The sequence below is a fragment of the Streptomyces sp. NPDC005485 genome (genome assembly GCF_040606085.1).
In the GTDB taxonomy this organism is placed as follows: Bacteria; Actinomycetota; Actinomycetes; order Streptomycetales; family Streptomycetaceae; genus Streptomyces.
This window is the reverse complement of record NZ_JBEXDZ010000114.1, coordinates 17272-31733: the sequence shown is the minus strand read 5'-3', so window position 1 is coordinate 31733 and position 14462 is coordinate 17272. Positions and strand designations below refer to the sequence as shown.

Below are 14462 nucleotides of genomic sequence, written 5' to 3'. Positions count from 1 at the left end.
CCGGTCGTACGCCGTGCTGGGCAAGGAGGTCGGCCTGTCCGCCGGGGCCGCGCACGAGCGCGTACGCAAGCTGCGCGAGCACGGGGTCATCCGGGGACACCGTGGACTGCACCCCCGACCTGGCCTGCTGGGCCTCCGGTGAGAAGGGCAGGGTGGCCCGGCTGGAGCGCTGATGATGTTCCCGGCGAAAACGGGTACTCGTGCGTGACCGCACCCCGAAAGGAAGTGACCGGTCATGCCACGCGGTTCGAACGCCAAGCGGGAACGCCAGTACGAGCACATCAAGGAGAGTGCGCGAGACCGGGGCGAGAGCAACAAGCGCGCCGAGGAGATCGCCGCGCGCACCGTCAACAAGGAGCGCGCCCGCTCCGGCGAGTCGAAGAGCGCGAGCAAGACGTCCACCCAGGACATGTCGTCCGGCAAGCGTGGCGGGCAGCGCTCGGGCAAGGGCTCGCAGGGGCCGACGTACGACCAGCTCTACGAAGAGGCCAAGCGGCGCAACATCGACGGCCGCTCGGACATGAACAAGCAGCAGCTGCAGCGCGCCCTCGGCGGCAAGTGACCCGGCGGGCGACCGGGAGGCACCCGGCTCAGGCCAGTGTCTCCCGGTACGCCTCCAGGGCGGGCGCGGTCTTCACCGCGACGAACTCCGTTATCCGGTACTCGCACACACCGGCGGTGACGAACGGGTCGCCGGCGCTGATCTCCTCGATCCGCGCGCGGCTCTCCGCGACGGCGAGGATCACTCCGCCGTCCCGCGGGTTCTTGCGCCCGGCGGTCAGGAAGACGCCCGCCGCGAAGTGCTCGTCGAGCCAACCGACATGCGCCTCCAGCGCGGCGTCGACGGCCTCCAGCGGTGCGGTGTACGTCAGTTCGAGAAGAAACATGATCGCGAGCGTACTCCCGCGAGCACACGGGCCGGGGCCGGCCCTTACGCTCGTCCTCACCATGACGACCGTAGCGATCCCCGCGGGCTGGCCCGCGACCGAAGAGCAAGCCCGCGCCGTCCAGGACGAGTTGCGGGGGAGGGTGGTGCGCGACGAGCCCGGGCCGCCGCCCGGCACCGGCTATGTGACGGGCGTCGACGTGGCGTACGACGACGAGCGCGACGTCGTCGTGGCCGCGGCCGTCGTGCTGGACGCGGCGAGCCTCGGCGTCGTCGCCGAGGCCACCGCCGTCGGACAGGTCTCCTTCCCGTACGTTCCCGGGCTGCTCGCCTTCCGCGAGATCCCGACCGTCCTGGCCGCGCTCGACGCGCTGCAGTGCCCGCCCGGCCTCGTCGTCTGCGACGGCTACGGCCTGGCCCACCCACGCCGCTTCGGCCTCGCGAGCCACCTCGGCGTGCTCACCGGGCTCCCCACGATCGGGGTCGCCAAGAACCCCTTCACGTTCACCTACGAGGAGCCCGGCACCCCGCGCGGCAGCGCCTCCCCGCTCCTCGCGGGCGACGAGGAGGTAGGCCGCGCCCTGCGCACCCGGCCCGGCATCAAACCGGTGTTCGTCTCCGTGGGCCACCGGGTGAGCCTCGACACCGCCTGCGCGCACACGCTCGCGCTCACTCCCGCATACCGCCTCCCGGAGACGACCCGGCGAGCCGACTCCCTCTGCCGGCGTGCCCTGAAGGAAGCGACCCTCTGAAGGCCGTTGCGAAGGTCCGCTCTGAGTACGAGTGCTGAGTAGGAGTTCTGAGTACGTGTACGGATGTGGGGCCCGGCCATGATCGGCAGGCTGGGCCCCATGACAACGCACCGTGCCGCGAAGCCCGCCGCCAGCCCTGTCCAGCCCGTCGAGCGTGCCGTCCTGGCCGCACTGATCCTCGCCGTGATCGCCGGCGTCGCCTGGATCGGCGCGATGGTCTACACGGTCACGGGATGGGCGCAGTAAGGACGTTGTCGAGCGCGCCGCGGATCGGTCAGCGGGTGGCCGCGACCCGGAACGTGATGCCCGCCCCGCGGAGCCGTTCCGTGAGCGCGTCGCCCATCGCCACCGCCGTCGTGACCTGCCCGGCCGACTCCGGCAGGTCGTCGAAGGCGAGACAGAGCGCGGACTCCGCGAGCATCTTGGCCGTCTCGTCGTAGCCGGGGTCGCCGCCCGCGACCTCCGTGAACACGCGCCGCCCGCCGCCCTCGCCCACGAACCGCACCGAGAACCAGCTCTTCGCACGCCGCTCCGCGCTCGGTCCCTCCCCGGGCCTTACCCGGTCCGACAACCAGCGCCGCGCGGGCGGCAGTTGGGCGGCCGCGAAAATCGCGCCGACGGCCGCGACCCCACCGAGCGCCACGGGCAGGCTCTCGACGGCCGCGTAGTGGCGGTAGCGGAAGTCCGGACCGTACCGCTCCAGTGCCCGCGCCGAACGCTGCACCACCTGCGGGTCGATGGTGGGCAGCGGCAGTGCCCACGCGCCGATCTCCTTGGCGAACCGCGGCGCGCTCGGCGGCGCGGCGGCCCGCCGTCCCATCAGCCGCGGTTCGTGCCGCCTGCGGTCCCGGGCGGCGGAGATCATGTGCCTGCCGCGCGCGAACTGGTTGAGCGCGGAGGCGAACGTACCGCCGGAGAACATCGCCTGGGAGCGCACGAATCCGTCGACGGTCAGCGGCACCCCCTCAGGGAGCTGCCGCACGGTGAAGTAGGCGCCGAGGTCGTGCGGAATGGAGTCGAAACCGCAGGCGTGCACGATCCGCGCGCCGGTCTCCCGCGCGCGTGCGTCGTGCCGGACGTACATCAGGTCCACGAACTCCGGCTCACCGGTGAGGTCGGCGTAGTCGGTGCCGGCGTCCGCGCAGGCGGCGACCAGCTCCTCGCCGTACGTCAGGTACGGCCCGACCGTCGTGGCCACCACGCGCGCGTGGCGGGCGAGTTCGCGCAGCGACTCCGGATCGGCCACGTCCGCCCGCAGCACCCCGACCTCGGAGCCGCAGGCGTCGGCCAGCCGCTCCCGCAACTGCTCCAGCCGGGAGGTGCTGCGCCCGGCGATCGCCCAGCGCAGCCCTTCGGGCGCATGGGCGGCGAGGTACTCCGCGGTGAGCGTCCCGACGAAGCCGGTTGCTCCGAAGAGCACCAGGTCGTACGCGCGATCCGTCGTCTTCAGCCTGCTCATGACACCCCTCAGCCGTGCGCCCCGCGCCGTTGTCGGTGGCTGAGGCTAGCGTGAGGTACGAGCAGCCGGACAACGAGGTCGGAGGTGGCCGTGGCCGAGAACGCGCTGAAGAGGTGGCGGAAGGTGCGCGCCTTCGCGCTCGGCCTGCCGGGCGCCGCCGAGGAGTTCCCCTGGGGCGAGACCGTCGCGAAGGTCAACAAGAAGGTGTTCGTCTTCCTCGGCGTCGACGACGGCAGCCATCCACTCGGCCTCACGGTCAAACTCAAGGACGAGGAGGCGCACGCCCACGCGCTGACCTCGCCCGGAGCCGAGCCCGCCGGATACGGCCTGGGCAAAGCGGGCTGGGTGCGCATACCCCTGGACGGGCACGGGGCCCCGGCCGCGGAGCTGCTCTGCGACTGGGTCGAGGAGAGTTACCGCGTGATCGCGCCGAAGAAGCTGGTCGCGGAGCTGGACGCTCGCTGAAGCGCCCCGATTCGCCCCGCTCCGGGCCGGTCTGCCCGGCGTAATTTAACTAAGCGCTTGCTCGTCAAGGCTTGTCTGACGTGGAACACGTTCTTAACATCGCTGATGTCACATCAGTAGTGTCACAGTGCTGGGGGCTCGATGGCAGAAGCAGGGACGCCAGGGCACGGTCCGCTCGCCGGCGTGCGCGTGGTCGAGCTCGCGGGCATCGGCCCCGGCCCGTTCGCCGCTATGCTCCTCGCCGACCTCGGCGCGGACGTCGTCCGCGTGGACCGCCCGGGCGGCGCCGGCCTCGCGATCGACCCGGCGTACGACATCACCAACCGCAACAAGCGTTCCGTCGTCGTCGACCTGAAGAGCGAGCACGGCGCGGCCCGCGTCCTCGACCTCGTCGACCGCGCCAACGTCCTCGTCGAGGGCTACCGCCCGGGCGTCGCCGAGCGCCTCGGTGTAGGCCCCGAGGACTGCCACGCCCGCAACCCGAAGCTCGTCTACGGCCGGATGACCGGCTGGGGCCAGCAGGGCCCGCTCGCCCAGCGGGCCGGACACGACATCGCCTACATCGCGCCGACCGGCACCCTCGGCATGATCGGGAATCCGGGCGAGCCACCCGCGGTCCCCGCCAACCTGGTCGGTGACTACGCGGGCGGTTCGCTGTATCTCGTCGTCGGTGTCCTCGCCGCGCTGCACCACGCGCGCGCGACCGGCACCGGACAGGTCGTCGACGCCGCCATCGTCGACGGAACCGCGCACCTCACCTCGATGATCCACGGCATGCTCGCCGCCGGCGGCTGGCAGGATCGGCGCGGAGCCAACCTCCTCGACGGCGGCTGCCCCTTCTACGGCACCTACGAGACGGCCGACGGGCAGTACATGGCGGTGGGCGCCCTGGAGCAGCAGTTCTACGACGAGTTCGTGTCGCTGCTCGGCGTCCGGGACGAGGCCCCGGCCCGCAAGGACGTGTCCCGCTGGGGCGAGCTGCGCGAGAGTGTCGCGGCCCGCTTCAGGACCCGTACGCGCGAGGAGTGGACGGCCGTCTTCGAGGGCTCCGACGCGTGCGTGGCGCCGGTCCTGTCGCTGCGCGAGGCCCCGGCCCACCCGCACCTCGCCGCCCGCGGCACCTTCACCGACCACGGCGGCATCACGCAGCCCGCCCCCGCGCCCCGCTTCTCCGCGACGCCCACCTCCGTCCGCAGCGGCCCTGCGCAGCCGGGCGCCGACACCGAGGCCGTGGCACGAGACTGGGACGTACCCCACCTCACCAAGGACGACCTCGCCAAGGACGACCTCGCCAAGGACGGCCTCACCAAGGATGGCCACTGATGGAGCTCTCCCTCCCGCTCGACTACGCGGGCGACCCCCGAACGGCCGCCGACGAGGTCGCCGCGCTGGAGTCCGCCGGTGTGGACGCCGTCTGGGTCGCCGAGGCCTACGGCTTCGACGCGCCGTCGATCATGGGCTATCTGGCCGCCCGCACCGAACGCATGAAGATCGGCGCCGGGATCCTCAACGTCTACTCCCGCACCCCCGCCCTCATCGCCCAGACCGCCGCAGGACTCGACGCGATCTCCGGCGGGCGCGCCATCATCGGCCTCGGCGCCTCGGGCCCGCAGGTCGTCGAGGGCTGGCACGGGAAGCCGTACGACAGGCCACTGGGCCGTACCCGCGAGGCCATCGAGCTGACCCGCCGCATCCTGCGCCGCGAGGTCATCGACCACCACGGCATCACCGACATGCCCCGCCCCGGCGGCCTCGGCAAACCCCTGAAGATCCTCACCAGGCCCGTGCGCCCCGAAGTCCCGCTCTACGTCGCCGCGCTGGGCCCCGCCAACGTCCGCATGACTGCCGAACTCGCCGACGGCTGGCTGCCCACCCTCTTCATCCCCGAGAAGGCCCACCACGTGTGGGGGCCACCCCTGGCAGAGGGTGCCGCGCGCCGGGACCCCGCACTCGGACCGCTGGCGACCGTCGCGGGCGGACTGCTCGCCATCGGCGCCGACGCGGCGGCCGTACGGGATCTCGCGCGGCCCAAGATCGCCCTCTACGTAGGAGGGATGGGCGCGCCCGGCAAGAACTTCTACAACGACCTCGCCGCGGCGTACGGCTACGAGAAGGAAGCCGCGCTGATCCAGGAGCTGTACCTGTCCGGCCGCAAGAAGGAGGCCGAGGCCGCCGTGCCGGACGAGTTCTGCGAACTCATGTCACTGTGCGGCCCGGAGGGTTACGTGCGCGAGCGGGTGGAGGCCTTCCGCGAGGCCGGAGTGACCATGCTCAACGTCACGCCGGTGGGACCGGAGCCGGCCAGGCTGGTCGAGACCGTCAAGAGCTGGCTCTAGGAGGCTTTGAGGCAATGAAGCGGCAGATCTTCACCGCCGAGCACGACGCGTTCCGCGAGACCGTCCGCACCTTCCTCGCCAAGGAGGTGCTGCCCCACTACGAGCAGTGGGAGAAGGACGGCATCGTCTCGCGCGACGCCTGGCGGGCGGCCGGCAAGCAGGGCCTCCTCGGGCTCGCCGTGCCCGAGGAGTACGGGGGCGGCGGTGAACCCGACTTCCGCTACAGCGCCGTACTCGCCGAGGAGTTCACGCGCGCGGGAGCCGCCGGGCTCGCGCTCGGCCTGCACAACGACATCATCGGGCCCTATCTGACAGGTCTCGCGACCGAGGAGCAGAAGCGCCGCTGGCTGCCCGGCTTCTGCGACGGCTCGCTCATCACGGCGATCGCCATGACCGAGCCCGGCGCCGGATCGGACCTCCAGGGCATCAGGACACAGGCCGAGGACCACGGCGACCACTGGGTGCTCAACGGCTCCAAGACGTTCATCTCGAACGGCATCCTCGCCGACCTCGTCATCGTCGTCGCGAGGACGAGCCCCGAGGGCGGCGCCCACGGGCTCTCCCTGCTGGTCGTCGAGCGCGGCACCGAGGGCTTCGAACGCGGCCGCAACCTCGACAAGATCGGCCAGAAGGCCCAGGACACCGCCGAGTTGTTCTTCCACGACGTGCGCGTGCCCAAGGAGAACCTGCTCGGCGACCTCAACGGCGCCTTCGTGCACCTGATGACCAACCTCGCGCAGGAGCGCCTCAGCATCGCCGTCTCCGCGATCGCCGCCGCCGAGCACCTGCTGGAGATCACCACGGAGTACGTCAAGGAGCGCGAGGCCTTCGGCCGTCCGCTCGCCAAGCTCCAGCACATCCGCTTCGAAGTGGCCGAGATGGCCACGGAGTGCGCCGTCACCCGCACCTTCCTCGACCGCTGCACAGCCGACCACAGCGACGGCGAACTCGACGCCGTGCACGCCTCGATGGCCAAGTGGTGGGCCACCGAACTGCAAAAACGCGTCGCGGACCGCTGCCTCCAACTGCACGGCGGCTACGGCTACATGACCGAGACCCGCGTCGCCAAGGCCTTCACCGACGGACGCATACAGACCATCTACGGCGGGACCACCGAGATCATGAAGGAGATCATCGGCCGTTCCCTGCTCGGCTAACCCTCCCCGCCCTCCCGGCTCTTCCTGAAAGGCTTGTCAGTGAGCACCGAAGCGTATGTGTACGACGCGATCCGCACCCCGCGCGGCCGCGGCAAGGCCAACGGCGCCCTGCACGGCACCAAGCCCATCGACCTCGTCGTCGGACTCATCCACGAGATCCAGGCCCGCTTCCCGAGCCTCGACCCCGCCGCGATCGACGACATCGTGCTCGGCGTCGTCGGCCCCGTCGGCGACCAGGGCTCCGACATCGCCCGCATCGCCGCGATCGCCGCCGGACTGCCCGACACGGTCGCCGGCGTCCAGGAGAACCGCTTCTGTGCCTCGGGCCTGGAGGCCGTCAACCTGGCCGCGATGAAGGTCCGTTCGGGCTGGGAGGACCTGGTGCTCGCCGGTGGCGTCGAGTCGATGTCGCGAGTGCCGATGGCCTCCGACGGCGGCGCCTGGTTCGCCGACCCGATGACCAACATGGCGACCAACTTCGTGCCGCAGGGCATCGGCGCCGACCTCATCGCGACCCTTGAGGGCCTCACCCGCCGCGACGTCGACGAGTACGCGGCCCTCTCCCAGGAGCGCGCCGCCGCGGCCTGGAAGGACGGCCGCTTCGAGCGGTCCGTCGTCCCCGTCAAGGACCGCAGCGGCCTGGTGATCCTCGACCACGACGAGTTCCTGCGCCCGGGCACGACCGCCGACTCGCTCGCCAAGCTGAAGCCGTCCTTCAAGGACATCGGCGAGCTCGGCGGCTTCGACGCCGTGGCCCTGCAGAAGTACCACTGGGTCGAGGAGATCGACCACGTCCACCACGCGGGCAACTCCTCCGGCATCGTGGACGGCGCCTCCCTCGTCGCCATCGGCACGAAGGAGGTCGGCGAGCGCTACGGCCTGACCCCGCGCGCCCGCATCGTCTCCGCGGCCGTCTCCGGCTCCGAGCCCACGATCATGCTGACCGGGCCCGCGCCCGCCACCCGCAAGGCACTCGCCAAGGCCGGTCTGACCATCGACGACATCGACCTCGTCGAGATCAACGAGGCCTTCGCCGCCGTCGTGCTGCGCTTCGTGCGCGAGATGGGCCTGTCCCTGGACAAGGTCAACGTCAACGGCGGCGCGATCGCGCTCGGCCACCCGCTCGGCGCCACCGGCGCGATGATCCTCGGCACCCTCGTCGACGAACTGGAGCGCCAGGACAAGCGGTTCGGACTCGCCACCCTGTGCGTGGGCGGCGGCATGGGCATCGCCACCATCGTCGAGCGTCTCTGACCTTCCCCAACGGATCCTTACGGAGCAGCCCCCTCATGAGCACTGAGCCCACCACCATCCGCTGGGAACAGGACGAGACCGGTGTCGTCACCCTCGTCCTCGACGACCCCAACCAGTCCGCGAACACCATGAACCAGGCCTTCAAGGACTCGATCGCGGCGATCGCCGACCGCGCCGAGGCCGAGAAGGACTCCATCCGCGGGATCATCTACACCTCCGCCAAGAAGACCTTCTTCGCGGGCGGCGATCTCAAGGACATGATGAAGGCGGGCCCGGAGAACGCCCAGGCCGCCTTCGACACCGGTACGGCCATCAAGTCGTCCCTGCGCCGCATCGAGACCCTCGGCAAGCCCGTCGTCGCCGCCATCAACGGCGCGGCCCTGGGCGGCGGTTACGAGATCGCCCTCGCCTCCCACCACCGCGTCGCCCTCGACGCCCCCGGCTCCAAGATCGGCCTGCCCGAGGTCACCCTCGGCCTGCTCCCGGCGGGCGGCGGCGTCACCCGCACCGTGCGCCTCATGGGCATCGCGGACGCACTGCTGAAGGTGCTGCTCCAGGGCACCCAGTACTCCCCGCAGCGCGCCCTGGACAACGGCCTCGTCCACGAAGTGGCCGCCACCCCCGAGGAGATGCTCGCCAAGGCGCGCGCCTTCATCGACGCCAACCCCGAGTCGCGGCAGCCGTGGGACGTCCCGGGCTACCGGATCCCGGGCGGCACACCGGCGAACCCGAAGTTCGCCGCCAACCTGCCCGCCTTCCCGGCCAACCTGAAGAAGCAGCTGAACGGCGCCCCCTACCCGGCGCCCCGCAACATCCTCGCGGCGGCCGTCGAGGGCTCGCAGGTCGACTTCGAGACCGCTCTGATCATCGAGGCGCGCTACTTCACCGAGCTGGTCACCGGCCAGACCGCGAAGAACATGATCCAGGCGTTCTTCTTCGACCTCCAGGCCGTCAACTCCGGTGCGAACCGCCCCCAGGGCATCGAGCCGCGCCCGGTGCGCAGGGCCGCCGTCCTCGGCGCCGGGATGATGGGCGCGGGCATCGCCTACTCGTGCGCCCGCGCGGGCATCGAGGTCGTCCTCAAGGACGTGTCGGCGGAAGCCGCGGCCAAGGGCAAGGCCTACTCCGAGAAGCTCTGCGCGAAGGCGGTCTCCCGGGGCCGTACGACGCAGGAGAAGGCGGACGAGCTGCTGGCCCGCATCACACCCACGTCCGACCCGGCCGACCTGGCGGGCTGCGACGCGGTGATCGAGGCGGTCTTCGAGGACACGTCCCTCAAGCACAAGGTGTTCCAGGAGATCCAGCACATCGTCGAGCCGGACGCACTCCTGTGCTCCAACACCTCCACGCTCCCGATCACCGCCCTCGCCGAAGGCGTGGAGCGCCAGGGCGACTTCATCGGCCTGCACTTCTTCTCGCCGGTCGACAAGATGCCGCTCGTCGAGATCATCAAGGGCGAGCGCACCGGCGACGAGGCGCTGGCCCGCGCCTTCGACCTGGTCCGCCAGATCAAGAAGACGCCGATCGTCGTCAACGACTCGCGCGGCTTCTTCACCTCCCGCGTCATCGGGCACTTCATCAACGAGGGTGTCGCGATGGTCGGTGAGGGCATCGAGCCCGCGTCCGTCGAGCAGGCCGCCGCACAGGCGGGCTACCCGGCCAAGGTCCTCTCCCTCATGGACGAACTGACGCTGACCCTCCCGCGCAAGATCCGGGCCGAGTCGAAGCGAGCCGTCGAGGAGGCCGGCGGCACCTGGGCGACCCACCCGGCCGAGGCCGTCATCGACCGCATGGTCGACGAGTTCGGCCGGCCCGGACGCAGCGGCGGCGCGGGCTTCTACGACTACACGGACGGCAAGCGCGCCAAGCTGTGGCCGGGCCTGCGCGAGCACTTCACCAAGCCCGGCCACGAGATCCCCTTCGAGGACATGCAGGAACGCATGCTCTTCTCCGAGGCCCTGGACACCGTCCGCCTCCTCGAAGAGGGCGTCCTGACCTCGGTCGCCGACGCCAACATCGGCTCCATCTTCGGCATCGGCTTCCCGGGCTGGACGGGCGGTGTCCTGCAGTACATCAACGGCTACGAAGGCGGTCTCCCCGGATTCGTCGCACGCGCGCGTGAGCTCGCCGAACGCTACGGCGAGCGGTTCACGCCCCCGGCCCTGCTGGTCGAGAAGGCCGAGAAGGGCGAGAGGTTCAGCGACGCCAAGAAGTGACGTGACGTGAGATGAGGTGAGGCGGCGTATCGCTCAGCGGTACGCCGCCTCTGCGTGCCGGACCCGGGCGTGCCCGGACAGGCCTCAGGCGCTGCCGTCGCCGCGGGCCAGTGTGTCCAGCCATTGGTGGAGCAGTCCGGTCTCGGCCGCGCTGAGTGCGGCGGGAGGCGCCACGCGCAGTCGGGCCCCGAGGGTCGCGGCCGCGGCCGGGACGCCGTCGGCGGCCGCGGACGGCTGCTCCTCCTGCGCGAGAGGCTGCGTGATGGAGTCGATGACGGCGTCACGGACACGGCCGGAGAACTCCGTGTCCGGATAGTGGGCGGCGCGGGCCACCAGGGACAGCGCCACACCCGTGTTGGCGGACATCACCATCTGTGTGGCCGCCTCCAGCGCGACCGTCAGGCGTCCGGCCACCGCACAACGGTCCAGCGTCTCGCGCAGCAGCTGGTGGGCCTCGTTGAGCGCGTCCGGCGGAACGGGCAGCCCCGGGGAGAACATCACCCGGTAGTGGTTGGGGTGCGCGAGGGCGAACCGTACGTGGTTGTCCCAGCCGTCCCTGACGTCCTGGACGGGGTCGGCGCTCGGCCGTGCGGCGCGCTTGGACGCCAGGTACTCCTCGAAACCCCTGTTCACGACCGCCGACAGCAGACCCGCCTTGTCGCCGAAGTGCCGGTAGAGCACGGGTGCCCCGACGCCGGCGGCCTCGCACACGGCGCGGGTCGAGAAGTCCGCGTCCGCTGAGGAGACCAGCAGGTCGGTAGCTGCCTTGAGGATGCGTTCCCTCGGGTCCATGGGGTCCATGGGGTCAGTCTACGGCGTCCCGTATCGATGTTATGCATTTGGAGGTAGCGGTAGTTCGGTCCTGTGTTATCGTTGCTTACATCAAGCGGTAAGCGATGATTCTGGAGACCGGTCATGACATCCGAAACCCCCACCCCCACCCCCCGGGTCGCGATCGTCACGGGCGGCTCGCGCGGCATCGGACGCGCGGTCGTCCAGCAGCTGGCCGGCGACGGCTTCGCCGTGGTCGTCGGCTACGCCGGGCGCAAGGACGCGGCCGACGAGGCGGTCGCGGAAGTCCGGCAGGCCGGCGGGCAGGCGACGGCCGTCCAGGCCGACGTGGCGGACGAGCAGCAGGTGACAGCCCTGTTCGACACTGCCGAGCGCACCTTCGGAGGCGTTGACGTCGTGGTGCACGCCGCTGGCCGGATGCACCTCGCACCCATCGCAGAACTCGACCTGGAGGCGCTGGACTCCCTGTACCGCACCAACATCCGCGGCACGTTCGTGGTCGCCCAGCAGGCCGCCCGCCGGATCCGCAGCGGCGGCGCCGTCATCAACTTCTCCACGTCCGTGGTCGGACTGGCCTTCCCCGGCTACGGCGCCTACACGGCGAGCAAGGGAGCCGTCGAAGCCCTCACCCTGGTCCTCGCACGCGAGATGCGCGGCCGGGACGTCTCGGTCAACGCCGTCGCCCCCGGCCCCACGGCGACCGGACTGTTCCTGGACGGCAAGGACGAGGAGACCATCGCGCGGCTGGCCGCCCAGCCCCCGCTGGAGCGCCTCGGCACCCCGGAGGACATCGCCTCTGTCGTCGGATTCCTCGCCGGACCGTCCGGCCACTGGGTCAACGGCCAGGTCCTGCGCGCCAACGGCGGCATCATCTGACACCCGCCGCACGGGCCTCGGGAAACCGGGCCCGCGGCCGGAAGAAGGAACACATCATGACCGAACAGAGCAAGGTCGTCGTCGTGACCGGTGCCTCCAGCGGGTTCGGGGCACTGACCGTGCGGGAACTGGCCCGCGCAGGACACATCGTGTACGCCGGGATGCGCGCCGTGGGGACCCGGAACGCCTCAGCCGCCGCCGAACTGACCTCCTTCGCCGCGGCACACCAGGTCCGGGCCCACCCGGTCGAACTGGACGTCCTGTCGCAGGAGTCCGCGGACGCGGCGATCGACCGGATCATCACGGAGCAGGGACACCTGGACGTCGTCATCCACAACGCCGGGCACATGGTGCTCGGCCCGGCCGAGGCGTTCACCCCCGAACAGCTCGCCGGGGTCTACGACACCAACGTCCTGGGGACCCAGCGCGTCAACCGTGCCGCGTTGCCGAATCTGCGCGAGCGGGGCGAGGGGCTGCTCGTCTGGGTCGGCTCGTCCAGCACCCGCGGCGGCTGCCCGCCCTTCCTCGCCCCCTACTTCGCGGCCAAGGCCGCCATGGACGCCCTCGCCGTGAGTTACGCCGCCGAGCTCATCCGGTTCGGGATCGACACCTCGATCGTCGTGCCCGGCGCGTTCACCTCCGGCACCCAGCACTTCGCCCACGCCGGAGCACCTGCCGACACCCGCAGGGCCGCGGACTACGACGCCCGCTACAAGTCCCTGATGGACGACGTGAACTCCCGGCTCGCCGACCTCGTTCCGGCGGACGCCGATGTCGCCGACGTGGCCCGCGAGATCCGGCGCGTGGTCGAACTGCCTCGCGGGCAGCGCCCGTTCCGCGTGCACGTGGATCCGAGCCGGGACGGCAGCGAGGTCGTCTCCGTGGTCGCCGACCGCATCCGGGGCGAATTCTTCCGGCGAGTCGGCCTGGAAGACCTCTTGACCAGCGGCAGCGGTGTCTGACGGGCAGCAGGTTCCGACCGGCAGCCGGTTCTGACCGACGGCAGTTCTCCTACCGGTGGCAGCCTCCTGTCACCCTGCCGCTCACGGCCGTACCGGCCGCGATTTCTCCACCCCCCTTCCTCATCACCAACATTCAGGAGACGGACATGCCTTTCGCCAACTTCAAGGTCCCCGCGGGCTCGTTGACGCCGAAGCAGAAGGAGCAGATCGTGCACCGCACCACCGACCTGTACGCCGAGATCTACGGCGACCACGTCCGCCCCAACACCATGGTCCTCGTCGAGGAGGTGGCCGACGGCGGCTGGGGCATCGCCGGCGACGTCCTGATCCTTCCCAATTCGCAGCCCGAGTCCGGCGAAGCCGCACGTGACCAGTAGGCCGTGATGACGTAACCGCGGGCGGCTCGCGACTTCCGAAGTGGCAGGTGCCTCGGCGTTCTTGTGAGGATTCGTTGTGCGTGCGCAGGGCGGCACCGCCCGTGCGCACGCACACGCCCTACGCTGCCGAAGATCATGATCACGCCAACGGAGGAGCCGTACGTGCGGTGCACCACCAAACGGGCGCTGCGAGGGGCCGGAGTCGGCGTTCTCGTCCTGTCGCTCGCGCTCACGGGTTGCCAGAGCAAGAAGAACAAGAAGAAGCACCGGGGGAGTTCGTCCACGTCCCGCAGTCGCACCGTCGGCGGTTCGACAGGTACCGGTTCGAAGGGCACCGGTACCACGGGCGGCGGTTCGCTGAGCGGAGCCCAGGACGCCCAGGACGTTCTGCCGGCCGCGGACACCATGCCCGCCGCCCTGCGCACGGTCACGGAGGGCGCCTCCAGCCGGGCCAAGGCGCCGACCAACTGCAAGGAACCGTCCGCGAAGTGCAGGAACGCGGTGGCGCACGGCGACGTCGGATACAGCAGCACCGACCGCGGCGAGGCCGCCCGCTTCGAGGTCATCGTCTACCGCAACGCGCGCGCCGCCTCGAAGGCCTTCCGGGCCTGGGACAGCAACGTCCGCAACCGCACCAGCGCGCTCCAGGTACTCAAGGCCCCGACGTACGACGCCGGAAGTGTCACCTTCCAGTACAAGGCGGCGGCGCAGGCGCACACTCAGGAGACGGTGATCCTCCAGGGGTCGTACATCGGCATCCTGGACTACCGCTCCGACGCCAACTCGGCGCGCGCGGGGGCCTCCAGCACCCTGACCGGTCTCACGCGGATGTACGCCGAGCGGCTGCGCCAGGTCGCGGCCGACGAGACGCCCACCGCGTCCGCGGCCGGGGTCGAGGTCGCCTGAGAGCCGGGTCCCCAGAGGGTGGGG

The 14462-nt window shown here is 70.9% G+C and carries 16 protein-coding genes; 13 read left to right on the top strand and 3 right to left on the bottom strand.

Going from position 1 to position 14462, the window contains the following annotated elements:
- Positions 1-235: 235 nt before the first annotated feature.
- Positions 236-562: a plasmid stabilization protein gene (locus ABZS97_RS30925; RefSeq protein ID WP_356142947.1), complete on the top strand. Its 327-nt coding sequence runs from the start codon at positions 236-238 to the stop codon at positions 560-562.
- Positions 563-590: 28 nt separating this feature from the next.
- Here ABZS97_RS30925 and ABZS97_RS30920 read toward each other — a convergent pair whose 3' ends face one another.
- Positions 591-887, bottom strand: a complete 297-nt coding sequence (locus ABZS97_RS30920; RefSeq protein ID WP_356142945.1) for a YciI family protein — start codon at positions 885-887, stop codon at positions 591-593.
- A 61-nt stretch (positions 888-948) separates the two neighbouring features.
- Between ABZS97_RS30920 and ABZS97_RS30915 the strand changes: the two genes are divergently transcribed.
- On the top strand, positions 949-1638 hold the full coding sequence (locus ABZS97_RS30915) for an endonuclease V (protein ID WP_356142943.1): 690 nt from the start codon (positions 949-951) through the stop codon (positions 1636-1638).
- 99 nt (positions 1639-1737) lie between these two features.
- Positions 1738-1884 carry a hypothetical protein gene (locus ABZS97_RS30910; protein ID WP_356142953.1) on the top strand — a complete coding sequence of 49 codons (147 nt, stop codon included), beginning with the start codon at positions 1738-1740 and terminating at the stop codon, positions 1882-1884.
- A 28-nt stretch (positions 1885-1912) separates the two neighbouring features.
- Here ABZS97_RS30910 and ABZS97_RS30905 read toward each other — a convergent pair whose 3' ends face one another.
- Complete coding sequence (locus ABZS97_RS30905; protein WP_356142941.1) at positions 1913-3097, bottom strand: saccharopine dehydrogenase NADP-binding domain-containing protein; 1185 nt, start codon at positions 3095-3097, stop codon at positions 1913-1915.
- Between the two features lie 84 nt (positions 3098-3181).
- Here ABZS97_RS30905 and ABZS97_RS30900 point away from each other — a divergent pair, with 84 nt between their 5' ends.
- The 6 genes from ABZS97_RS30900 (at position 3182) to ABZS97_RS30875 (ending at position 10525) form a co-directional block, all read left to right on the top strand.
- Positions 3182-3562 (top strand): MmcQ/YjbR family DNA-binding protein, encoded by a 381-nt coding sequence (locus tag ABZS97_RS30900; protein ID WP_356142939.1) that lies wholly within the window; start codon positions 3182-3184, stop codon positions 3560-3562.
- A 141-nt stretch (positions 3563-3703) separates the two neighbouring features.
- Positions 3704-4885, top strand: a complete 1182-nt coding sequence (locus tag ABZS97_RS30895) for a CaiB/BaiF CoA-transferase family protein (RefSeq protein ID WP_356142937.1) — start codon at positions 3704-3706, stop codon at positions 4883-4885.
- Entirely contained in the window at positions 4885-5898 is a 1014-nt protein-coding gene (locus tag ABZS97_RS30890) for an LLM class F420-dependent oxidoreductase (protein ID WP_356142935.1), read from the top strand. The genes ABZS97_RS30895 and ABZS97_RS30890 overlap by 1 nt, the downstream gene beginning before the upstream one ends.
- Before the next feature lie 14 nt (positions 5899-5912).
- Positions 5913-7055, top strand: a complete 1143-nt coding sequence (locus ABZS97_RS30885; RefSeq protein ID WP_356142933.1) for an acyl-CoA dehydrogenase family protein — start codon at positions 5913-5915, stop codon at positions 7053-7055.
- Positions 7056-7094: 39 nt separating this feature from the next.
- The gene (locus tag ABZS97_RS30880) at positions 7095-8309 is read left to right on the top strand and encodes an acetyl-CoA C-acetyltransferase (RefSeq protein ID WP_356142931.1); all 1215 of its coding nucleotides are present in this window, start codon (positions 7095-7097) and stop codon (positions 8307-8309) included.
- A gap of 35 nt (positions 8310-8344) precedes the next feature.
- Entirely contained in the window at positions 8345-10525 is a 2181-nt protein-coding gene (locus ABZS97_RS30875; RefSeq protein WP_356142929.1) for a 3-hydroxyacyl-CoA dehydrogenase NAD-binding domain-containing protein, read from the top strand.
- An 84-nt stretch (positions 10526-10609) separates the two neighbouring features.
- Here ABZS97_RS30875 and ABZS97_RS30870 read toward each other — a convergent pair whose 3' ends face one another.
- Entirely contained in the window at positions 10610-11317 is a 708-nt protein-coding gene (locus ABZS97_RS30870; RefSeq protein ID WP_356142949.1) for a TetR/AcrR family transcriptional regulator, read from the bottom strand.
- A gap of 123 nt (positions 11318-11440) precedes the next feature.
- Here ABZS97_RS30870 and ABZS97_RS30865 point away from each other — a divergent pair, with 123 nt between their 5' ends.
- The 4 genes from ABZS97_RS30865 to ABZS97_RS30850 all read left to right on the top strand — a co-directional run bounded on the left by ABZS97_RS30865 (position 11441) and on the right by ABZS97_RS30850 (position 14438).
- A complete protein-coding gene (locus ABZS97_RS30865) occupies positions 11441-12193 on the top strand; it encodes an SDR family oxidoreductase (protein ID WP_356142927.1) in 753 nt (250 codons plus the stop codon).
- 56 nt (positions 12194-12249) lie between these two features.
- Positions 12250-13155 (top strand): SDR family NAD(P)-dependent oxidoreductase, encoded by a 906-nt coding sequence (locus ABZS97_RS30860; RefSeq protein ID WP_356142925.1) that lies wholly within the window; start codon positions 12250-12252, stop codon positions 13153-13155.
- A gap of 146 nt (positions 13156-13301) precedes the next feature.
- Entirely contained in the window at positions 13302-13532 is a 231-nt protein-coding gene (locus tag ABZS97_RS30855) for a 4-oxalocrotonate tautomerase family protein (protein ID WP_356142923.1), read from the top strand.
- Positions 13533-13667: 135 nt separating this feature from the next.
- Complete coding sequence (locus ABZS97_RS30850) at positions 13668-14438, top strand: hypothetical protein (protein ID WP_356142921.1); 771 nt, start codon at positions 13668-13670, stop codon at positions 14436-14438.
- Positions 14439-14462: the final 24 nt, after the last annotated feature.